The following is a 21,692-nucleotide window of genomic DNA, read 5'->3' on the forward strand; positions in this document are numbered from 1 at the left end:
GTCACAGCTACGAATTCGATAACGACAACAACTTGGGAACTGATTGAGCAGTTTAGTGAGCTCATAGGCGGCCGGGAGGACATCTGGTATGCCACGAACATTCAGATTGCCGATTATGTCAAAGCGTATGGTCAACTGAAGTTTTCGGCAGCCTGTGATTTTGTTTATAATCCTACAGCAATGAGCATCTGGCTTAGCGTGGACAGCATCACTACAGAGATTCCCGAATGTCTAATGAAGGAAGGTACTAAGAATAGTTATGGGCAATAACTTTTATGGAACACCGTTCGAAATGGATGAAATAGCCGCACCAACGTTTCCGGATAAGCGGTTTCAAGTAGATGACTATTTAACCGGGGATCAGGAACGAGAAGCGGATTATCGTGTTATCCAAAGGGCCGTTGAAGCATGCTCCGAGCAAGGAGGAGGTACGGTAATTGTGCCTCAAGGGGAATGGGTGTCGGGACCGATTCACTTAAGAAGCAACATTCATTTGAAGTTTGAAAAAGGGGCAACGATTCGATTTAGCGATAGGTTTGCCGACTATCTTCCTGTCGTTTTTACAAGGTGGGAGGGGATGGAGTGCTATAATTATTCCCCTCTTATCTATGCTAAAGATTGCGAAAATATTGCAGTAACAGGAGAAGGTACGCTTGTCGGGAATGGGGAGGCATGGTGGCATTGGAAAAAGCTGCAACAAGATGCGGCAAACAGGCTGTGCTATGCCGAGAGTCTTGGTATTCCCGTTCAGGATCGCATTTATGGTACGGAGAAAGATGCTTTAAGACCTTCCTTTATCCAACCTATTCATTGTAAAAATGTACTAATCGAGGGGATTTCTATTAAGGACGGCCCTCAGTGGACGGTACATCCGGTATACTGCGAAAATGTCATTATACGCAATATTCATATTGTAAGCTGCGGACCGAATACCGACGGATTAAATCCTGATTCGTGCAAAAATGTCCTTGTCGAGGATAGCTATTTTGAAACAGGCGATGATTGCATCGCAATCAACTCCGGTATGAATGAGGACGGCTGGAGAGTAAACAAGCCTTGCGAAAATATTGTGATTAGGAATTGCGTGATGAAGGAAGGTCATGGCGGATTGGTCATCGGCAGCGGCATGTCCGGGGGAGTAAGAAATATTTACGCTTCGCATTGCAAGATCGGCGGGGGAGATCGAGGCATCCGTTTGAAGTCGATGCGCGGCCGGGGCGGCTTTGTTGAAAATGTCTGGTTTGAACATATAGACATTAACGACGTAAGGGAAGAGGCCATACAAATCAATATGTACTATCCCTATAGTACGGTTGTTCCCAAAACGGCAACACCTTCCGATTTCAAAAATATTACGATCAAACATATTACGGGAAAAGGCGCCAAAATCGCAGTAGAAATCAGAGGTTTGCCTGAACACCGACTACAGGATATTATCCTTGAAAACATCAATTTAAGTGCTGAAACGGCAATAGTCTGCACCGACGTAGAAACCATAGAAATCCGGGATATCGATATCCATGCAGACGTCAATAAAAGCACGGAATTTGCGAATATCAATAGTTTGAAGGTGCAAGGTTTTTCCGTGAAGTAAGCTATTAGTTATAAGAAATGAGAAGTTCAGATTCAGCAATATGAAAGGGGCTTTAACGTGGCATTCAATTTAGAAAACCATCCCTATTTTACCGAATGGGTAGACCCTATAAGCGGTGTAAAGAGCTATGTCCTGACCAAAAAACAGGCGCCTATCCAGCAATCCTTTTACTTTTCAAATTACAGCATATCTAACGATGAAAAATGGCTGTGGTTCTTTACATTCTACCCTCCGGCAACCTATCGTTCCCTTGGCGTTGTATCGCTTGACCCGGATAATCCTTTCATTCAGTGTTTCCCAGAAATTACCCTTATAGGCGGGCCTATGATCGCCCCAGAGGGCGACGCGGTTTATTTTTGTCAGGACAGCCATGTCTGGCATTTTCGTATTGGTGACAAGCCTCGAATTATATGTTCGATGGACAAGGACTATATCAATGGCAGAACACTGTATAGGATGTGTTCGCATCTCACTATGTCGGCTGACGGCAAATATTTCTTGCTGGATGGCGAGGTCGGCAACCATTGGTTTATCGCTATCGCGGACAAGGAAAAAGGCACCGTCGAGATTCTTAAGGAGTTTCCGCGTAGGTATAACCACGCGCAGTTCAACCCTACAAAGCCCGAGCTGTTCTCAATGGCTGAGGACTGGTGGTACGATAGAATCACCGGAAGACGAACCGGCTTTGACCACCGCATATGGTTGATGGATACCCTTGGGACAAAATACGAGCCAATGAAGCCAAAGGATTGGTTTGATCACGGTACAGATGCCTGCCACGAATGGTGGAGCAAGGACGGCCTGATGTGCTGGGTGGATTACAACAAAGGCGTATTTGAGCATGATGTCGATGCCGATATCACTACACATGTATGGAAAACGCCCCTATGCCATGCCCACTGCAACAGCACGCGCGAATTTTACTGCGCCGACGAGTCTCCATATAAATGGGAAACCACGCCTTGCCGCGTATCCTTCTTCAACAGAAATACAGGTGCCGAAATCGATATCGTCTCCGGTCTGCCTGTTCCTATTTATGGCCATCGCAGCCCGTATCATCTTGATCCGCATCCGCAGTTTTCTCCCAAGGACACATGGATTGTTTACACCACGACAGTTATGGGCGGTGCGGATGTCGCGCTGACATCGGTTGCAGATTTAATCAAATAGTTTTAGATAAAAGTAACCTACAATTAAACTATGAATGGAGTAGATGAACATTACTAGTCAAAAGCCGAAAGTAGTCGTGTTGGGAGCTGGAAGTTTGTTTTTTGGAAGGCAGGCCATCTGGCAAATGGTTCATTCTGAGCATTTGAACAAAGGAACATTGGCCTTGGTGGATACGAACGAAGAGCGCTTGAATAAACTGTTGAAGCTCGCCAAGATGGTTGCCAAGTCCAATAATGTTGATCTGAAGATTGAGGGATCGGTTGACCGGAAGCAGGTGCTTAAGGACGCGGACTTCGTCGTGCTTAGCTTCGCCGAGGATACGGTACAGTACAGAGGAATCGACTGTGCGGTCTCCGAGAAATATGGGATAAGAATGTGCTCCGGAGATACGATCGGTCCGGGCGGGATCTTCCGGGCGATGCGCGAGCTGCCTGTCATTATGGATTGCGCCAGGGATATTGAAGCTCTTTGTCCGGAGGCATGGGTCATAAATTATATAAACCCGTCCACCGTACACGGGATGGCGTTGAAGCGATTTGCGCCTAAGCTTAAGAGCTTCGCCCTATGCGATTCGCACCATATGCCTCATAAGAAAATTATCTATGCGGAGCGGGCGGGGATTATTAAAAATAAAAGCGAGTACACCGAGGAAATTGACCGCAAATTCGATTTGCGTATCGCCGGTGTGAACCATTTCACTTGGCTGTTGAAGGCGGAGTATGAGGGCAAGGATATACTTCCTGAGATTGCCGGGTCGATGAAGCGATCGGCGGAGACGGAGACGGTAGGGGGCGATACAGGAGCCAAGGCACTCTTTAATGATGCGGTAAGCTACCAATTGTACGACATTTTTGGTTATGTCCCTACCTGCACGGCCCATACTAAAGAATATGTCCCTTATTGGCAAGGACTCGGCAAACTGAAGGATGCCATCCCGCCGCTGTCGATTTGGGAAACGGAAGCCCGGTATAAGCGCCATGCGGATATGTGGCGGCAAGTGGACAGTTTCCTTAGCGGTGAAACGCCGATCGAGAAATATATGACTTCTTTCGGTCCGGACCATGCGACGGATATTATTGAAAATATGGTCGCGGGATTAGGGAAGCCGTTCTATATTAACACCTTCAACGAAGGTGCGGTAACGAATATGAACGACGATGCTTTCCTGGAGCTGTTGTGCGAGGTTACCATGGATGGGGTGAAGCCGTTCCACGTGGGCGAGATGCCACGGGGTATCCGAGGAATGCAGGAGCTCGTGCTGGATACGCACGAATTGACAGCTGAAGCCGTAGTTGAAGGCAGCCGCGAGAAGCTTAGAAGGGCCATGTTGACGGATCCGCTGCTCAACTCGATCGCCGATGCTGATCAAATCATCACGGAGCTTCTTGAGTTAGAGAAGGATATTATTCCCGATCATTGGTATGCAAAGAGTCTGGCTTAACCATATTTGGGATACAACGAAGTCATCCTTAAAACCAGGGGCGGCTTTGTTGATGTATAGGCTTAAATTTGAAAGGCACTATGAAAGAGATTGTGGACTTCATAGAAACAAGAACGAACAGCCCAGTCATATCAAGGGTTTTGGAATATACGTATAGGAGGATAAGAAATGTCAACTAACCATTCAAGTGTTCAACGCTACGATGCTTACCTTTTTTGTTACTTCACTGTGGAGGATCAAGGGGGAGAGCAAGTATATTTCTCATTGAGTAAGGATGGCTTGCATTGGAAGGATCTGAATGGCGGCCAGCCTGTTTTGATCTCCAATATAGGGGAAGGTGGAGTGCGCGACCCCTTTATTCTGCGTTCCCCTCTGGACCAAAAATTTTATATTATCGCAACGGACCTGCGGATCAATGCCGGCAAAGGCTGGGATGTAGCTAAAAATAACGGAAGTCGTTCAATCATTATATGGGAGTCGGAGGATCTTATTCATTGGTCAACAGAGAGAAGCGTTGAGGTCGATCTTCCCGGTGCAGGTTGTGTATGGGCACCAGAATCTATCTATGATGAGTCAACATCTGAGCACTTGATATTCTGGGCATCTATGGTAGAGAAAGATGGCAATCCTCCCAAACAAATCATTTATAGTTTTCGTACAAAGGACTTTAGAAGCTTCTCCAAGCCTGAAGTCTATATCGAACGTGATAATCATATTATTGACACTACCATCATCAAGGCGGATGAAGTTTATTACAGGTTCTCCAAGGATGAAGCGACGAAATGTATTACATTAGAAACCGGTAGTTCCTTATCGTCATCATCGTTCACTTATTTGCATGCACCTGTCCTAGTAAAGATACAAGGGGTAGAAGGGCCGGCAATTTTCAAATTCAATGACCGGGATGAGTGGTGTCTGTTAGTGGATCAGTATAGAGCTCAGAAAGGTTATTTTCCTCTAGTTTCCAAAGATTTATCCACCGGTGATTTCCACATTTTAAGTGAAAATGAATATGATATGGGCCATTCCTTAAAAAGACATGGATCTGTCTTAAACATAACCCGCGTTGAATACGAGACTCTACTCAATACTTGGGAAAAGTGACATGTCATTCAAGTATCAAGCGATGGAGTCAATTGGACTGTCGTGGCGAATCAAACGGGACAAACGTCTGTAGAGCAAATGCGCAAATCGGATGAAGCAAAAGGTACTGCTCCCGGGGAAGGGAAGAGTGCCTTTTTGTAATACGCGAAGAATAAGCGATTTGCGATTAAAGTTATACTTTACAAATTGAAATCTTCTGTTTCACCTTAATCGATCATTGGTACGAGAAGATTTTGGCTTAACCGTATTTGCCATACAACGAGGTCGCCCTTAAAACCAGGGGCGGCTTTGTTCATGTATACGCTTAAATTTGAAATCATTTTCGACGCAGGCGACCAAAGCGATTTATTGGCAAAGGCTGCTTTGTTGTTCCCTAGGAATTTCATTAGGTCTGCCGAAAAACCCAGTCGTATCAAGGGTTTCAGAATTCAGAATATTAACGGAATCATATCTATTGTATATTTTCCGATGCTCCAAGTATAGTTTGAAAGTACAAGGTTTTTCGTGAAGTAAGCTAATAACCACAAGAGATGAGAGAAGGAAATAGTAGTGGAAAGCTGAGGGGGGCATATCGCTTTAAATGAAAAGACGCTTTTTAACGACGGTTGGGAATTTGCAAAAAGCAGTTTGGAAGTGACGGATTGTAAGGATCTCCAGTTTGAGCCCGTCGATCTCCCCCATGATTGGCTGATCTATGATACGCGGAATCTTTATGAAAACAGTATCGGCTGGTATCGGAAGCGCTTTGTTTGTGCGGATGCAGAAAAACAGCAATTGTTATATTTTGACGGTGTGTATCCGAACGATCGATCTGGACCCCCAGGAAGGATTCCGTCTAAACGGTCAAAAGATGAAGCTGAACGGCGTTTGCGAGCATCATGATTTGGGTGCCCTAGGAGTAGCGTTTAAAAAAACGGCCATGAAGCGAAGATTCGAGATCCTCATAGAGATGGGGGTCAACGCGATACGGACGGCCCATAATATGCCGGCTCCCGAAGTGATGGATTTGTTCAGCCAAACATTGCGGTAAATGCCCGCTCCCGAGTACCATCTGCTGTTAGGACTTTGATGAACGACCTTCACGACAATTTCATTGATTCCCGGGATTACAGCCTTGGTAATGTCGTGTTCAAACGAAGAATATCCGTACTTCCATTCTCCCGCCAATTGCCCGTTTACATAAACCGAAGAATCCATAGTACGGAGGCTTCTAATCTTTATCAGCTGATTACCAGATTGGAGCTGGCAGAATCAAAGACCGAAATTGAAACGAGCTCACACAACATCGGTTTTCCTGCTCTAACCTTATGTTCGGTATTGGTCCGGAAGGTTCCTTCCGCCTCATGAATCCAGTACAGACTATGCACATTGACCAGATTGCGGATAACTTCCCACCCGGGGTAGGTCATTTTGTCGAGGAAGAAGTGGATATGCAGCGCAAGCTGGTTCAAATCATACGTGCGTGTCATCATGATCGCTTTCTCCTTAAGGTTGGGTGGAGGAAGGAGCGATATTTACAAGTCTCGATCTTTTTTTTCCATTCCTGATCCAAGTTGGAAGTGATATTATTCATATTATCAGTCTGCTAGCAAGGTTGCAATAAAGATGTAATCCACCAAGGAGGAACGCGATTTTCAAGGACGTTTCAAGAACATTATATCCGCTCCACACAAAAATTGGATGGCCCATGGGACTTTATAACCGACGCGGCCAATGTGGGAATTGAACTAAAATGGTTTGAGCGATTTCCACATGCTCCACAGAAGATGTATGTTCCCGCTTGCTGGAATAACGAGCTTTTCCTGTGCGACTATGAGGGAGTAGCCTGGTACAGAAGAACCGTGCGGATGGAACAAACCGGACATGTCCGCTTGCTGCTCCATGCCGTATTGGGCCATGCCGACGTCTATCTGGACGTGCTTACGAGATGACAGAATGAATGGTCAAATTGGTGGCTTGCCGGAGCATAAACTTAAAACCATTCGACTGGAAAATATCACCTTAACAGCGGAAACGCCTTGGTCTGCAATGATGCTGAGACCGTGGAGATCAAGAATGTCCATTTGCAGGCAACAGGCGATAAAGACATCGAGCTTAACAACGTATCGAATTTGCAGGTTCAAGATTTTTCCATAAAGTAAACAGGATACCTGAAAGTTTCGTCGGGATATGATTCATCCGGAAAAGCAAGCGAACCGGAACTCCAGCGGATGGAGGCAATCACATCCCGTCGATTTCATTATGGGAGGCATGACGATGAAAAGTATCCGGTTGTGTTATCCACAAGGGAAGTTCAAGGCGTTGACCATGAGTTATGATGATGGACGCAATGCCGATAAGCGGCTGGTTGACATCTTTAACCGCAACGGAATTAAAGGAACCTTCCATATTAACTCAGGTCTGACGGGGAAGCTTGACCGGGTGGAGGAAGGGGAGCTTGGCCGTACGTATGAAGGGCATGAAGCATCAGCCCATACGCTAACCCATCCGAGCATTGCCCGGATTCCCAAGGAATTGCTCGTGCATGAGGTGATGGAAGACCGCAAGAACCTGGAGCGGATCTTCGGCTATACGATCAGAGGCATGTCTTATCCCGGGCGGCTCCTTTAACCAGGCCATTAAGAACCTGCTTCCACATCTGGGCATCGAGTACGCCCGGGTGGTGGAGACGACGGGAGGCTTTGGTCTGCCGGATGACTGGCTGGAGTGGAAGGGCACATGCCACCATAAAGAAAACTTGATGAAGCATGCAGAGGCGTTCATTCAGAATACCAAAACCAAGGGTCTGTACCTGATGTATGTCTGGGGTCACAGCTACGAATTCGATAACGACAACAACTGGGAACTGATTGAGCAGTTTAGTGAGCTCATAGGCGGCCGGGAGGACATCTGGTATGCCACGAACATTCAGATTGCCGATTATGTCAAAGCGTATGGTCAACTGAAGTTTTCAGCAGCCTGTGATTTTGTCTATAATCCTACAGCAATGAGCATCTGGCTTAGCGTGGACAGCATTACTACAGAGATTCCCGGCGGAAGTACGGTGTGCTTTGTCTGACGCTTGGCAACTCAATCATATGGAGGATCACGATGACATTACGTTTTGATTTTGGACCCGAGGGGACAGCAGCGGACGGATATGTAAAAGTGACTGCGACTGACCTGTATCATTCCGGTAAGGGGTATGGATTTACCGATTGCTCTAGGGTTTCTGCTGACAGAAGAGAAGAAACTCGGCTAACGGGAGATTTTTGTATTCCTTTTGGCACCTCCTTCCTGGCTGATGTAGAAGATGGGAACTACATTGTGACCGTGACCATGGGAGACACCTTCGCCCCAACCGATACAACGGTAAAAACAAACGGTGAGCGCCTTGTGCTGCGGAACGTAAATACGGTAGAGGGTCAATATGTCCGGGAAAGGTTTGCTGTAAATGTACTCGGCGGACAATTGAAGCTGAGCTTCAAGGGAACAGCTCCTCGCATCAATGCACTGGAAATCACCCCGTCCCACGAGCAGATCACCTTATTTCTTGCCGGAGATTCAACCGTAACCGATTCCAGCGAAGAAGGATTTCCTTTCTCCGGCTGGGGCCAGATGCTTCAGTGCTTCTTCAAGCATGATGTGGCCGTAGCTAACCATGCCAAGGGAGGACGCAGCTCCAAGAGCTTTATCTCCGAAGGGCGGCTTGCGCTCATCGACGAAGAGCTTAAGGAAGGCGACTTTCTGTTCATTCAGTTCGGCCATAACGATCAGAAGGCGGACCCGGAGCGGCATACCGACCCTACGACTACTTACCCCGAGCATCTTCGCCAATATATTGCGGCTGCCCGCTCGAAGAAGGCGAACCCTGTACTCGTAACCTCGGTACACCGCCGTTACTTTGACGCTGAGGGGAAGGTAGAGAATACTCACGGTTCTTATTTGGATGCCGTCAGACAGCTGGCTGAGGAGGAAGGGGTTCCGCTGATCGATTTGGCTGACAAGAGCAAGCGGCTGTTCGAGGAGCTGGGACCGGAAGAAACCAAATCCATCTTCCTCTGGGGCAGTCCCGGAGAATGGAAGAGTCGTTCATCGGGGGTAGCTGACAACACACATTTTCAGGAGCGCGGCGGTCTGCGGGTTGCCGAACTGGTCGTGCAGGGCATCCGGGAGAATCGTATGCAGAACCTGATTATGTATCTGAGATAAAGTAGGAGGATGGCTGCCATGCGCAGATTTGAATTTGATGAGAATGAAGTGAAGGAGCTTATAGACCGGGTTGTCCACCGGACCATGAGCATGGATTTCACATGGAACTGGTCATGCGGGGTGGCCTATTACGGCATATGCAAAGCCTGGGAAGTAACCCGCAAGCAAGAATATATTGATTTTCTGGTCAAGTGGGTGGATGAGTATCTGGAGCTTGGGTTGCCTCCGCTGATGGTCAATGCTTGCGCCATGGGGCATACCATGCTGACGCTGCATGAGGCGACAGGCGATTCTAGGTATCTGGACCTGGCCGTGAAGAAGGCGGAGTATCTCCGCAACGACGCCATCCGCTTCGGTGAAGGGGTATTCCAGCATACCGTATCTTCGAAAAATGATTTTCCGGAACAGGCATGGGCGGATACGCTGTTCATGGCGGCCTACTTCCTGCTTCGCCTTGGTTATAAAGTGGACAACAAAGCCTATATCGAGGACGCACTGAACCAATATTATTGGCATGAGGAATACCTGCAGGATATGAAGACGAACCTGTTCTATCATGCTTGGGATAATGTGAGACAGGATCATCTGTCGGCCATCTACTGGGGCCGGGCCAATGCATGGGCCTCTTATACCATGGCGCAAGCCTCCAAGATGCTGAATCCGTTCATGCCCATGTGGATGCAGATCGGCGGCGCTCTCAGCGATCAATTGAGCGCACTGGTCCGGCTGCAGTCACAGGAAGGACTGTGGCGGACGGTGTTGGATGATGACACCTCTTATCTGGAAACCTCCGCTTCCGCAGGCATCGCTGCCGCCTTGGTAGTCAAGGGCCATCCGCTGCACGAGCAGGCCATTGCTAAAGCGTATGAAGGAATTGTAGCCCAGATCGATGATGACGGTTCGGTTCGGAAGGTGTCAGCGGGAACAGCCGTGATGTATTCTGCAGAAGATTACAAGGCTATCTCCACCAAAAGAATTCAGGGTTGGGGGCAAGGACTGACACTGGCGTTTCTGGTGTCGTTGCTCCAGCGCCAGGGAGAATAGAGCATACAGATTGTACAGGCGCCTCATAGTTCCGTAAATCCAACGCCGATTTGGCGGAAATATGAGGCGTTTGAGTTTAAAACGAGACTCCAATTACCGGTGCAACGAAAATCCTGGACCGGGACGGGGATCTGTCTTCGGCTTATACATTAAACCATCAGCACAGACACTGAAGATTGACATAACGGGCAAGAAGAACGGCACCTATGTTTACAAAGGTGAGTTGCTCAATGCGTACGGCTCTACAACAAGCGATCCGTTGACCGTGACCGTAACGGACGCTGCGCCAGGTCAGCCCGTTCTCTCCCAAGATAATTGGGACGGAGACGGCAACTACAAGGTCACCATGAATATGTGGTGGGGAACGAATGCTACTCGTTATGATCTTTACGAAAACGGAATCCTAGTTGATTCCCAGACGCTGAGCGCCCATACTCCTGGAGCCCAATCTACAAAATCTCTTATCAATGATAAGGTTAAGGGAGTTTATGAGTACAAGGCTGTATTGAGCAATCCTGCGGGAGAGACGGTAAGTTCCACTATTACTGTACAAGTCCGTCAATAACCAGGTTTGAGGGTGTTCCAAAAGTAATGTTTGGAACACCCTCGTCAACAAAACAAGGTGGTATTTAGAAGAAATCAAGGTGCTAGGCAGCCTGTTCTCGCCTAGCACGAGGTGCGTTTCGAATTCTAATCAATTCTGAAACAACAATAACGGAGCCACGCTTAAGCTTCAACGAAATGATCACTCGGATCCAGGACTTCATCGGCAACTCCGACTGGGTATTCAGCGAGGGCACGGATAGTATCGGTTATGGCACGCACTTCGACTCTGCTTGCCGGCGGTTGTTGGGCCAAAGGTATGCGAAAAAAAAGATGATGAAGATGTTGAATACTTAGAATTATGTAGATATTCTGGAAGGAGAAAACATGAATGAGAAAGTTATTTGTCTTTGGTGACAGTATTTCGATCAAATATGGCCCCTACTTGAAAGGGATGGTCGAAAATAGCTTCCATTATGATCGTAAGCGGGGAGAAGAGCAGGCATTGGCAGATTTGGACAATCCCGTCGGCGCGAATGGTGGGGACAGCAATATGGTTCTGGAATATTTGAAAGGGGAACGAGACAGGGGAGTGCGCTATGACCTGTTGTTGCTCAACTGCGGGCTACACGATATCAAAACCCAACTGGTTACGGGCATGAAGCAAGTACCTGTGAATCAGTACCGAGATAATCTTGAAAAGATTGTTCTTATAGCCCGAGAGACGGCACAAACTTTGATTTGGGTCCGTACGACAGATGCTTTGGAGGAAATTCATAATACCAGAGCGACAACAACATTTCATCGTTTTCATGAAGATGTAGTAGCCTATAATGCCGTCGCGGACGAAATAATGAACAATCAAGGGGTTTCTATGGTTGATCTTTATTCATTCACCCGGATCTTCGGCGCAAGTGCATATTGTGATCATGTACATTTTAAGGAGGAAATACGATGCTTGCAAGCAGCATATATTGCGGGTTTCTTGGAAAAATATAGGTTGAAATCTGCCGAAATCCCAGCCGTATCAAGTAATTCGGAAATCGGCATATCAACAGAAACAAATCGATTGTTTTGAGCACAATGTTCTGGGTATAGTGTGGTTACATTGACTATATTTGATTATAGCCTTCAGTGAATGGTAAGTGGTATTCTAGCTCTTTAACGCGTATGGTCAAAGAGATCTTAGATCGTTTTGCGAGAGGATTCATCCTAAGGAAGGGTATTCCTTCCTTATTGTTAATTGTAAGGATGAGCTTCCGTTATCAGGCATGGGTTCGGGAAATCTGATCAGGCTTCACGATTTCGCTCCTACTTTCGGCTTATTACGTAATATCCAATTCAAAGACGGCAAAATTGCATACGGTCGGCGGACGAAAGCGTGCCGCTCATCGATTTGGCCAAGTCGAGTAAAGCGCTGATCGAACAGTGGGGACCGGAGGCGACGAAGAAACTGTACTTGTAGCTTGCGCCCGGAGAGTTTATGAATTTTTCAAACAGCGTCGAGGATAATAAGCATTTTCAGTAGCAGGGCGGCATTGAAGTTGCCAAGCTTGTCTACGAAGATCTTAAGGCCCTCAAGCTGCAGCTGCTAATGCTGTTTTTACGATAATTAATTTTCCAGTGGCTCAACATAAATGATTACATAGTACAGTCCGAATCTTCTAAGATTCGGACTGTTTTTGCTACGAACGAAGATAGTATATAGTACTTCACAATCTATGTGTTAGTTGATTTGAAAGGACGGAATTTTACATGCAAAAATCGGTTTTTCCATTCAGCACCGTGATACAACGTGATACGATTCATTCTATCAGAACGAAGGTTTGCTGGAATAGCGTGCTTGTGAATTTAGGAGAATAAGTGTTGTAAATTGACATGGTTATTTTTGAAAGTGTTCTCTTGCCCTGGCGTGAACATCTTACACTTTAAATGAGGAATCATCCTGGACAGGCTGGTTCTTCCTCATTTTATCTAAGCAAATGGGGTATACCGATGATTAGTAATCTTTGTGCTTTTTTTATTCATCTAATAATTGAGGAAATGCATATATCAAACGAGATCTATTTTAGGAATATTGATCAATTCTAAAATATCAAAAGACAGTATTTTTTTTAGTATTAAAATAATAATTTTAGATAATACTAGTGATAGATTCATAGAGAGGAGATTTTTAATATGGAAAAATCAGCACCAAAAGATTTAAAAGCTAGTTTTGCAAAGGTGACACCAAAAGGAATTTTATTTTTGGGTATTAGGTTCTCTTGTATACGGGCTATTCGAGAGCAATGGTTTGAAAAAGCGATGAATGAGAAGGGGTGGAGGATTAAAGTTTACTATTATGAAGACAATGCATCAAATATTTTTATATTAAATACGGAGGAGGAATCCTTAGATATTTGTAATGCAATTAATGCGAGCGATTTCCCCTGAAGCAAGCTTGAACGATATTTCCAAAGTATTCAATTATTAATAGCTTTACGAAAGAAAAGCAAGCGCAGAACTATAAAGAAAATAAAGAAAGCAAAATGGAAGGGAGCGAGCGGCGAGAGTATTGAACAATAAGCTGTAGAATTAATACCGGGAGGGGAATAAACTTGGAAGAACTTTTAGAAGGGCTAGATAGGATACTAAGAACTTGCAATGCAAACATAGAAAGAAATAATAAGTATCATGATTTCCCTTTCACTCAAAACTGCGATCATTACTATCAATTAATTCTATTACAACAAAACTTCGAAAGTCGATAGAAAAGTATAAGAAGATCCGAATGGGACCTCTAATGTATAGACGAAGTAAAGATTTCAAAAGAATAATTGACGCTAAGAAAAAAGGGGGGCTCCTGGATTTATAACGAAGGCAACTGAAGAAGAAATATTAGCATACATAAAAACGCTGGAATGGAGTGTTGAGGAACTTGAAGGACAACTCTACAGTTCTAGTATAAAGAGAGAATATATGATAAATAAATAGTCTGAATATTGAAAACGTATATATAGTATAGTAACATCCAATGTATAACTAGATGTATTGAAAGGGGGCTTTTATGATCGAGAGTAGTTCAATTCAATCATTAATTAAACGTTGGATAAAGGAAGGTAAAGGTCAGGGCTCCGGTGTAAAATATAAACCTTGGTTTACAGCAAAACAGGTATCTTCCAGAGGAAGAACTTTTAGGCCTAAAGGAATAAAACAGACTTGAACCACGCTAGATCATGTTGCAATTACTTTGTTACAATACCATTAAAATGATCAATCCAGCGTTTTAAGCGGCTGATAAAGGAGTGATGTCATGAAAGAATCGATGAATAACTGGACTATGAACCTGTTTTCAATATTTTTAAGTATCCCTAGAAGCATTCGTCTGCTTCTCTTATGGATTTGTATCTCCGTATTCTTCATTCTGGGATATAAGTATGATTGGTTTATTTTCCTTAGTTAGAGGAGCATCGCCGATGAGCAGGAAACGTGAATTCAATGAACAAGGAGCAGATTGCCGAGGCAACTGCTCCTTGTTCATTGTTATTCAGTTAATTCTCCTTAAGACTAAGGATCAAGAACTCGACGCAAGGCGGACGCGAATCTGGAAATACCGGGACCAATGTCCTCGGCCCTGGCTCTGGCGAAGGTGAACCGTACATACCCGGAATCCGAGCCGTAGACGCTGCCCGGGACGAAGACAACCCCGTGCCGGATCGCTTCTTCCAGCAGCCGATGATCCTGAACCTGGGCGTTGATTCTGCACCATAGGTGCAGGCCTCCTTGGGGGCCCGTAAACGTAACCAGTTCAGGCAGTTCGCGGTGAAGCGCCTCCATAACCAAGTCCCTCTTGAGTTGAAGATTCATCTGAAGGCGGTCCAGATGCGGCTGTATATAAGGGGATTTCAGGAAATGGGCAGCCAGCCTCTGAGGAATGACGCTCAGGCCGAAATCCATCTGCTGCCGGGCGTCGGCTAACCGTTCGACGACGGGATTCGGCGCCACCATCCAGCCTACCCTCAGGCCGGAGGCTGCGATTTTGGAGAAAGAGCCGATATACAGCACCGATCCGACCGTGTCCATCGATTTGAGCGGCAGGGGCGGGAGTCCGTCGTAAGCGGTCAAGCCGAACGGATCATCCTCGACCAGGGGGAGCCCGAGCTCGCTAGCCACCTCCAGCAGCTCCCTGCGCCGCTCGGGATCGAGCACCGTTCCCGTTGGATTTTGGAAGTTCGGGTTAACGAACACCATTTTGATCCGGTGCTTCCTGTACAGCATACGAATGTCGTCGGGACGTATTCCTTTATCGTCGACCGGCAACCGGAACAAGCGGAGCCCGGCAGATTGGAACATAGGCAGGGAATAACAGTACGAAGGATCCTCGATCGCCACCGCATCGCCGGGCGCCAACAAACATTGGGTTATTAAGTATAACGACTGCTGGGAGCCTGACGTAATCAGAATGGACGAATCGGTCGTTTGAATGTTACGATAATGACTTAAAAATCCGACAAGCGCCTTCCGGAGCTGGACAAGCCCTTGGGGATTGTCATACCCGAGATGCTCGGTATAAGGATGCTCTAGAATAAGCCGGTTGAGCTCTGCCACCGGGGACAGGTCGGCGCTTAACTCCCCGCTGGCGAAGTCGATCAGCCGATTATCGGCCAGCAGCGCTTCACGAATCCGGCGAAGGAAGGCCAGATTGGGCAGGAAGCTGCCACCTTCCACATAGCGGTGCCAGTTCGGCGTATGCTTCGTAGTTACGCCCCATTTGAATTTACTGACCCGAGTCCCGCTCCCCATCTGACTTTCAATGATACCTAAGGAGCGAAGCTCGGAATAAGCGAGAATCACGGTGCTGCGGTTGACGCCGAGCTGGTCGGCCAGTTTTCGTTCGGACGGAAGCAGGCTTCCGGGCGGAAACTCGCCGTAAGCTATCCTTTTTTCTAGATCATCCGCGATTTGCTGATAGAGCGGCACTCCGCTCTCGCGGTCGGGCTTCCACATCATCGTTCATCCTCCGGCTTGTTTTGGTAGGGGAAGGTTCTTCGTTAACTATCTTAACATAGGCGGAACACAATACGAATCTTTGAGGATAAAGGAATGAGCTTATGCTAAACGCTAAAAACGTTGCAGCCGGGACCTTATCGGCTCTTATGGCTTGCACGGGAGGCGCCGTCTTAATCATCAGCTCGGCAGAGGCCGCAGGGCTCTCGCGTCCCGAACTGATCTCCTGGCTGTTTGTCGTCTACTTCGTCGGCGGCCTATTGAATCTCCTGTTGTCGCTTTTCTATAGAATACCGATGGCGGGAGCCCACTCGATAACAGCTGCCGCTTTCCTAAGCACAGCCGCAGCCCATTATTCACTTAGCGAGCTTGCCGGAAGCTTTCTTATGGCTGGCTGCCTGATCGCCATACTGGGCTTCTCCGGTTTATTGACGAAGGTGTTCCAGTGGATTCCGAGGCCATTGCTGGATGCGATGCTGGCGGGGATGATCCTGCATTATGCGGTCGATATGATTCCAGCTCTCCAGCAGTCCCCAATCTCAGGAGGTCTGGCTGTTATAGGCTTCTTTCTTGTTCCGAAAATCTCACGCATCATCCCGCCCCTGCTGGGCGTACTCGTGTTCGGGATCGCCGGACTGCTGCTGGAGCATGATTTTCCCGCCTTGCAGACGTCGGGCTTTACGCTTCCGCAGTTGGTTGTACCGGAGTTCACCGTCAACGGCTTCTTCTCGCTCGCGGTTCCGATCGCTGTGCTTATTCTGAGCAATGATGTGGCGGTCGCGCTGGCCGCGCTGAAAAAAAATGGCTTTCAAGCGCCGTTCAACAAGCTCATTGCCATATCCGGTCTAGGGACCGCGTTTGTGAGTTTGTTCGGCGGTCATTCGGTAAACATCGGAGGGATGATGACGACCTTATGCAGCAGCGAGGAGGCAGGGATCAAGGAAGAACGTTACCGGGCTGCCGTAGTGTCTGGCGTACTTGTCGCATTATTCGGTTTGTTTGCCTGGAAGGCGATCGCCGTCATCGAGCTGGTTCCGAAGTCGTTCATTGTGATCATCACCGGTTTTTCTCTCCTCGGGGTGCTGTTGAGCAGCATGAGATCGGCATTTGCCGAATCTTCCTATCGGTTTTCGGTGTTATTTTCGTTTGTGATCGCCATCTCGAATGTCCAGGTTTGGGGCGTCTCGGCCGCCGTCTGGTCGCTGCTTATCGGTACCCTTACGGCCAAGCTGCTTGGCGAGGGAAGAGCTGCCACCGGTCAGCAGGGGGAATAGACGGTTCTATCGGATAATGTTCACACAATCTTACTCGGAATAGCCCGATCGGGTCATATGAATCCGGTTATAATTGTCTAGAATAAAAGGGAGACAATCGGTAAAGAAAAGGAAGGGGAGTGATGCCGTGAATGATCTGATTCGCTGGCTCCGCCTGTCAGGCTGGGTCTTCCTGTGCCTGTGGTGCCTATGGTGCCTGTGGTTGCCAGCAGGAGCGGCCTTTGCTCAGCCCGCACCGCAGACGGCTTCCTCGCCTGGCTTGCAGAAGCTCATCGACGCCACGCCGGAGGGAGGCACTCTCATTCTCCAGGCAGGCCGGTATGCGGGCGGCTCGACGATCGGCAAGTCCATTCGGGTGGAAGCCCGGGGTGAGGTTCTCATCCAGGGTGACGGCCCGGAGCCGGCCTTGCATATCCAAGCCGACAACGTTCAACTCCGCGGTGTCGTTCTGGAGCAGAACGCCGGGGATGAAACAGCAGCCTTGCTCGTTACGGGCAGCGGCACCCTGCTTGAAGAGCTGACCGTCCGCACGGTGGCTTTCGGCATCGTGCTTCGGGATAATGAGCGCAACGAAATTCGGCAAACGACCGTCCGCAGGCTAGGTGAAGGAGAAGACCCGTCAGGAGCAAATTCGAGGATGGCTTCGGACAAGCGCAACGGGATCGATCTGTATAACTCTCATCAAAATCGGATACATGACAACGACATTGCAGGGATGAACGATGGCATTTATCTGGAAAGCAGTCACCGCAACCTGGTGGAGAACAACTATGTGGAGCATTCCCGCTACGGCATCCATCTTATGTACACGGACGGAACGGTGGTACGCGGCAACCGGGGGGCGTACAACATTACCGGTGCGATGGTGATGGGGGTTAAGGACGCCGAAGTGACGGACAATACGTTCATGAAGCAAAGCGAAAGCGTGAATTCGCAGGGGCTGCTGTTCTTCGATGTAGAAACGTCCCGGATCGCCGGCAATAAGGTGGAAGGAAACCGGGTCGGCCTTTTCATCGAGCAGTCTCATCGCAATGAATTCGGGAATAATGACGTACTGAGAAATTTTGTAGGCGTCCAGTTTCTGGAATCGGAAGGAAACCGCTTCACTGGCAACCGCTTCATCGGGAACGTCATCGAGTCTCAGGCGAACGAGAGCGAGGACAATGTATTCACCGGAAACTACTGGGAAGCGTTTAAAGGCCTCGATACGAACGGCGATGGCGTCAGCGAGCTGGAATACGCCATGAATCCTTTTTTTGAGCGTCTGACCTCGGCCGTGCCCGCCTTTCAGCTTTTTTTCCAGTCGCCGGGGATGCTCTTCCTGGAAAGTATGTTTACGTCGGGACAAGAGCAATGGTCGGTCGACGTTGCGCCGCGGATGTCGCCTGCCGTGAATGCCCCGTCTGGGGAAGCAAGCAGGGGACCCGCTCCGGCCGGTACGCTTGCCATAGGGCTGTTTTTGTTGGCAAGCTCCATATTCACAACCTATTATCTGGGGGTTAGAAGAAGATGAGTAGACAAGTAAAGCTGTTTATTACCGCGTTTTTTCTGGTCGTGATCTTGGCAGGTTGCGGGGCAAAGGAAAAATTCCCGGCGCTTGCCATCAATGAAGCCGTCGATAAGTGCGCGATCTGCAACATGCAGGTGAAGGACGATGCCTTTGCCACTCAGCTGACAACAACGGACGGCAAAAACTACAAGTTTGACGACCTGGGCTGCATGAACGAATGGAAGCAAAAGAACAGCACGGCAGCTATCGGCGCCCAGTATGTGCGCGACTATAACAACAAGGACTGGATTGCGTTTGACCAGGCGACTTATGTGTATGACGCCTCATTTAAGACTCCGATGGCCTACGGAATCTATACCTTCAAGGACAAAGCCGAGGCTCAGAAGTTCGTCGATACGCAGAAAAAAGGCAAGGTGATGACCGCAGCAGAGCTCGCCACCCACACTTGGGAGCAGAGCAAGGGCGCGATGGACTCTCACTCTCACGGCCATGGGGCGGAGAGCGGCGGCGCGGCGAAGACGGATGACAAAGGGATGCACGGCAAATGAATCTGCTGCACATCGCTTTAAGAGAAATTAAGATCGGATTTCGCAATCCATGGGCCTACTCGTTTATGGCCCTTTTTGCTCTATTCAGCTTGTCCCTGCTGCTGATCAATGCCCAGAGGTTCGTGCAGGGATATTCCAGCACAACTTCGTCAATGCTGAACCTGATTTTGTACCTATTACCGCTAATGACGCTGCTGCTAGGCTCTTTTTCGCTCACGGCGGAGAAGGAAGAGGGAAGCTGGCAGCTGCTTTCGACTTACCCTCTTAGTACATTCTCTTTTATCGTCGGCAAGTATGTGGGGCTTACGGCTGTGCTGATCACCATCGTCACCTTCGGCTACGGACTGACCGGGGTCGTCGGCTCCTTGACGGGAAGAGGTCTGGATAGCCGGACCTTCGGGATGTTTCTGGCGTTTTCGTTCGGACTCATACTCTTATTCCTCTCGATCGCGCTCGTGATTGGCACGATAGCCAAAAATCGCTGGCAAGCCTTGACGCTTGGCGTCGCGATCTGGTTTTTCGCCATTATCGGCTGGCCTACCTTGCTCATCGCGCTGCTTGGCCTGCTGCCTTATGTATGGATTAAGCCAGTCCTGGTGGCGCTTACCTTCCTCAACCCGGCTGAGCTCGTCCGCCTGTTCGTCGTCATCAAGCTTGGCGGAGGGGCGGCTCTCGGTCCCGAGTATTATCAATGGGTCGGGTGGATCTCGAAGCCATCCGGCAGCGGGCTGTTTCTGCTGGTCTGCGCACTGTGGGTAACTGCGGCCATCGGTTGGGCCAATCTCGTATGGGAAAGGGGGCGGTCCCGTGGATAAGCCTGTATTAGTCGTGAAGGGTGTAGGGAAGGATATCGGAAAAAAAACCATTCTCGGATCGATCGATCTGCAGCTCCGCTCGGGCCAATCGCTTGCGCTATGCGGCGGCAACGGCGTCGGAAAAAGCACGCTTCTGCGGATGATTGCCGGGATTACCCGGCCGACGAGGGGCAGTATCGCCCTGGGCGGCATCCAGTGGGCGGACAACCGGAGGCGGTATGCCGACCAGCTCGGCTATATGCCGGACGACTACTTGTTCGGTCAGGGGCTGTCGGCGGAAGAAACGCTGTCCTTCTGGGCCTCCTTGCGCAAGGTATCGCAAGCCCGCGTCAGCGAAACGCTGGAGCTTGTCGGCTTAAGCGAGGTTCGGCGCAATCCGGTTACTTCTTTCTCCAAAGGGATGCGCCAGCGTCTGCTGTTCGCACAGGCGCTTCTGGCGAAGCCCGCATTGCTGCTGATGGACGAGCCAACGAACGGGCTCGACCCTTACTGGATGGATTCGTTCGCCGAGCTTGTCCGGTTCGCCAAGGGTGAGGGGCATGCCGTGCTGTTCTCCACGCATCAGCTCCAGATCGCCGAGGCGACGGCCGATCACGTCGTCTTCCTGAAGGACGGCGGCATCGCGGAGCAAGGTACGACGGCATCCATACTCGAGAGGTATGGTCCGTACGGACTTCAAACGGTATTCAGCCGGCTGTTCGGCGGCAGTCAACCGGGTCAGGCGCGGGTGCCATGAGCAGAGGCGCGAGGATTCGGCCGAGAACGGCTTTGAACGCGGCGATCCTTATCCTGCTGGCGGCAGCTCTGCTGTATACGCTGCTGCAGATTCGCACGGATAAGCAAGGAATCTTGAGGGTAGGGGATGCCGCGCCCGAGTTTACCGCCATGACGCTGGAAGGGGAGGCGGTCGCCCTGTCCGACTACCGGGGACAGGGGGTTATGCTTAATTTCTGGGCATCCTGGTGCGGACCCTGCGTCAGCGAGATGCCGCGGATGAATGAAGCATACGAGGATGACTTGCCCGGGGTGGCGGTGCTTGCCGTCAATGTTGGCGAATCCAGAGGGACGGCGGCCGGATTCGTCTCGGATCATAAGCTGACCTTCCCGATCCTGCTCGATCCGAGCGGGGAAGCGGCTGACAGCTACGGGCTGATCGGCCTCCCGCGGACTTTTCTGATCGATAAGCAAGGGCGTATCGCCCAGATCGTCCCCGGCGAGCTGGCAAGCGTCGATCAGATCCGCGAACTGATGGAGAGCGTACGGCCGTAGGCGCGATGCCCAGGCCATTGGATTTTTAAAGAACCGTCCGGTGATTGAGCCGGACGGTTCTTTGACATGGCTCGCCCTAAACCCTCGCCGCATTTTGAACACCATTTACGTTTTCATGTATAGTGGAAAAGAAGTTTGTCGTGGTATATTTACTTATTACCCATTTTGATAACGCTTACAAATAAGTAAATCATAAAGAGGAG

General features: G+C 48.9%; 21 protein-coding genes and 3 pseudogenes. 21 read left to right on the forward strand and 3 right to left on the reverse strand.

The window, feature by feature from the left end; translation table 11 throughout:
- From GSF01_RS29655 to GSF01_RS13420, 6 genes and pseudogenes are all read left to right on the forward strand, one after another.
- A pseudogene (locus GSF01_RS29655) lies at positions 1 to 270 on the forward strand (hypothetical protein); the annotation flags it as partial.
- The gene (locus tag GSF01_RS13400; RefSeq protein ID WP_159884789.1) at positions 260 to 1,594 is read left to right on the forward strand and encodes a glycoside hydrolase family 28 protein; all 1,335 of its coding nucleotides are present in this window, start codon (positions 260 to 262) and stop codon (positions 1,592 to 1,594) included. The pseudogene GSF01_RS29655 and the gene GSF01_RS13400, both read left to right, overlap by 11 nt.
- Positions 1,595 to 1,651: 57 nt before the next feature.
- The gene (locus GSF01_RS13405; protein WP_159884791.1) at positions 1,652 to 2,764 is read left to right on the forward strand and encodes a hypothetical protein; all 1,113 of its coding nucleotides are present in this window, start codon (positions 1,652 to 1,654) and stop codon (positions 2,762 to 2,764) included.
- A gap of 43 nt (positions 2,765 to 2,807) precedes the next feature.
- The gene (locus GSF01_RS13410; RefSeq protein WP_159884793.1) at positions 2,808 to 4,205 is read left to right on the forward strand and encodes a family 4 glycosyl hydrolase; all 1,398 of its coding nucleotides are present in this window, start codon (positions 2,808 to 2,810) and stop codon (positions 4,203 to 4,205) included.
- A 168-nt stretch (positions 4,206 to 4,373) separates the two neighbouring features.
- Positions 4,374 to 5,309 carry a glycoside hydrolase family 43 protein gene (locus GSF01_RS13415; protein ID WP_159884795.1) on the forward strand — a complete coding sequence of 312 codons (936 nt, stop codon included), beginning with the start codon at positions 4,374 to 4,376 and terminating at the stop codon, positions 5,307 to 5,309.
- A gap of 570 nt (positions 5,310 to 5,879) precedes the next feature.
- A pseudogene (locus GSF01_RS13420) lies at positions 5,880 to 6,318 on the forward strand (glycoside hydrolase family 2 TIM barrel-domain containing protein); the annotation flags it as partial.
- Positions 6,319 to 6,320: 2 nt separating this feature from the next.
- Here the strand turns inward: GSF01_RS13420 and GSF01_RS13425 are convergent.
- Positions 6,321 to 6,506 (reverse strand): annotated as a pseudogene (locus GSF01_RS13425) (sugar-binding domain-containing protein); the annotation flags it as partial.
- Positions 6,507 to 6,529: 23 nt separating this feature from the next.
- Positions 6,530 to 6,781 (reverse strand): hypothetical protein, encoded by a 252-nt coding sequence (locus GSF01_RS13430; protein WP_159884797.1) that lies wholly within the window; start codon positions 6,779 to 6,781, stop codon positions 6,530 to 6,532.
- A gap of 243 nt (positions 6,782 to 7,024) precedes the next feature.
- Here GSF01_RS13430 and GSF01_RS13435 point away from each other — a divergent pair, with 243 nt between their 5' ends.
- The 9 genes from GSF01_RS13435 (at position 7,025) to GSF01_RS13470 (ending at position 14,289) form a co-directional block, all read left to right on the forward strand.
- Positions 7,025 to 7,240 (forward strand): hypothetical protein, encoded by a 216-nt coding sequence (locus GSF01_RS13435; protein WP_159884799.1) that lies wholly within the window; start codon positions 7,025 to 7,027, stop codon positions 7,238 to 7,240.
- A gap of 325 nt (positions 7,241 to 7,565) precedes the next feature.
- The gene (locus GSF01_RS30360) at positions 7,566 to 7,919 is read left to right on the forward strand and encodes a polysaccharide deacetylase family protein (RefSeq protein WP_407945763.1); all 354 of its coding nucleotides are present in this window, start codon (positions 7,566 to 7,568) and stop codon (positions 7,917 to 7,919) included.
- A gap of 49 nt (positions 7,920 to 7,968) precedes the next feature.
- The gene (locus GSF01_RS30365; RefSeq protein WP_407945764.1) at positions 7,969 to 8,367 is read left to right on the forward strand and encodes a polysaccharide deacetylase family protein; all 399 of its coding nucleotides are present in this window, start codon (positions 7,969 to 7,971) and stop codon (positions 8,365 to 8,367) included.
- A 32-nt stretch (positions 8,368 to 8,399) separates the two neighbouring features.
- Positions 8,400 to 9,500: a rhamnogalacturonan acetylesterase gene (locus GSF01_RS13445; protein WP_159884801.1), complete on the forward strand. Its 1,101-nt coding sequence runs from the start codon at positions 8,400 to 8,402 to the stop codon at positions 9,498 to 9,500.
- Positions 9,501 to 9,518: 18 nt separating this feature from the next.
- Positions 9,519 to 10,544 (forward strand): glycoside hydrolase family 88/105 protein, encoded by a 1,026-nt coding sequence (locus GSF01_RS13450; RefSeq protein ID WP_159884803.1) that lies wholly within the window; start codon positions 9,519 to 9,521, stop codon positions 10,542 to 10,544.
- A gap of 70 nt (positions 10,545 to 10,614) precedes the next feature.
- Positions 10,615 to 11,109, forward strand: coding sequence for a hypothetical protein (locus tag GSF01_RS13455; protein ID WP_159884805.1), 495 nt, complete (start codon positions 10,615 to 10,617; stop codon positions 11,107 to 11,109).
- Positions 11,110 to 11,478: 369 nt separating this feature from the next.
- On the forward strand, positions 11,479 to 12,165 hold the full coding sequence (locus GSF01_RS13460) for an SGNH/GDSL hydrolase family protein (RefSeq protein WP_159884807.1): 687 nt from the start codon (positions 11,479 to 11,481) through the stop codon (positions 12,163 to 12,165).
- A gap of 1,100 nt (positions 12,166 to 13,265) precedes the next feature.
- On the forward strand, positions 13,266 to 13,520 hold the full coding sequence (locus GSF01_RS13465) for a hypothetical protein (protein WP_159884809.1): 255 nt from the start codon (positions 13,266 to 13,268) through the stop codon (positions 13,518 to 13,520).
- A 613-nt stretch (positions 13,521 to 14,133) separates the two neighbouring features.
- Entirely contained in the window at positions 14,134 to 14,289 is a 156-nt protein-coding gene (locus GSF01_RS13470) for a hypothetical protein (RefSeq protein WP_159884811.1), read from the forward strand.
- A gap of 344 nt (positions 14,290 to 14,633) precedes the next feature.
- On the opposite strand, the gene pdxR is transcribed toward GSF01_RS13470, so the two are convergent.
- The gene (gene pdxR, locus GSF01_RS13475) at positions 14,634 to 16,073 is read right to left on the reverse strand and encodes a MocR-like pyridoxine biosynthesis transcription factor PdxR (RefSeq protein ID WP_159884986.1); all 1,440 of its coding nucleotides are present in this window, start codon (positions 16,071 to 16,073) and stop codon (positions 14,634 to 14,636) included.
- A gap of 104 nt (positions 16,074 to 16,177) precedes the next feature.
- Here pdxR and GSF01_RS13480 point away from each other — a divergent pair, with 104 nt between their 5' ends.
- The 6 genes from GSF01_RS13480 (at position 16,178) to GSF01_RS13505 (ending at position 21,489) form a co-directional block, all read left to right on the forward strand.
- On the forward strand, positions 16,178 to 17,347 hold the full coding sequence (locus tag GSF01_RS13480) for a benzoate/H(+) symporter BenE family transporter (protein ID WP_159884813.1): 1,170 nt from the start codon (positions 16,178 to 16,180) through the stop codon (positions 17,345 to 17,347).
- A 127-nt stretch (positions 17,348 to 17,474) separates the two neighbouring features.
- On the forward strand, positions 17,475 to 18,860 hold the full coding sequence (locus GSF01_RS13485; protein WP_235941460.1) for a right-handed parallel beta-helix repeat-containing protein: 1,386 nt from the start codon (positions 17,475 to 17,477) through the stop codon (positions 18,858 to 18,860).
- Entirely contained in the window at positions 18,857 to 19,405 is a 549-nt protein-coding gene (locus tag GSF01_RS13490) for a nitrous oxide reductase accessory protein NosL (RefSeq protein ID WP_159884815.1), read from the forward strand. Before GSF01_RS13485 ends, GSF01_RS13490 begins: the two co-directional genes overlap by 4 nt.
- Positions 19,402 to 20,220: an ABC transporter permease gene (locus GSF01_RS13495; protein ID WP_159884817.1), complete on the forward strand. Its 819-nt coding sequence runs from the start codon at positions 19,402 to 19,404 to the stop codon at positions 20,218 to 20,220. Before GSF01_RS13490 ends, GSF01_RS13495 begins: the two co-directional genes overlap by 4 nt.
- Positions 20,213 to 20,956 carry an ABC transporter ATP-binding protein gene (locus tag GSF01_RS13500; protein ID WP_159884819.1) on the forward strand — a complete coding sequence of 248 codons (744 nt, stop codon included), beginning with the start codon at positions 20,213 to 20,215 and terminating at the stop codon, positions 20,954 to 20,956. Before GSF01_RS13495 ends, GSF01_RS13500 begins: the two co-directional genes overlap by 8 nt.
- A complete protein-coding gene (locus GSF01_RS13505) occupies positions 20,953 to 21,489 on the forward strand; it encodes a redoxin domain-containing protein (RefSeq protein WP_159884821.1) in 537 nt (178 codons plus the stop codon). The genes GSF01_RS13500 and GSF01_RS13505 overlap by 4 nt, the downstream gene beginning before the upstream one ends.
- Positions 21,490 to 21,692 lie beyond the last annotated feature (203 nt).

It is taken from the genome of Paenibacillus puerhi, assembly GCF_009846885.1.
Classification (GTDB): Bacteria; Bacillota; Bacilli; order Paenibacillales; family NBRC-103111; genus Paenibacillus_G; species Paenibacillus_G puerhi.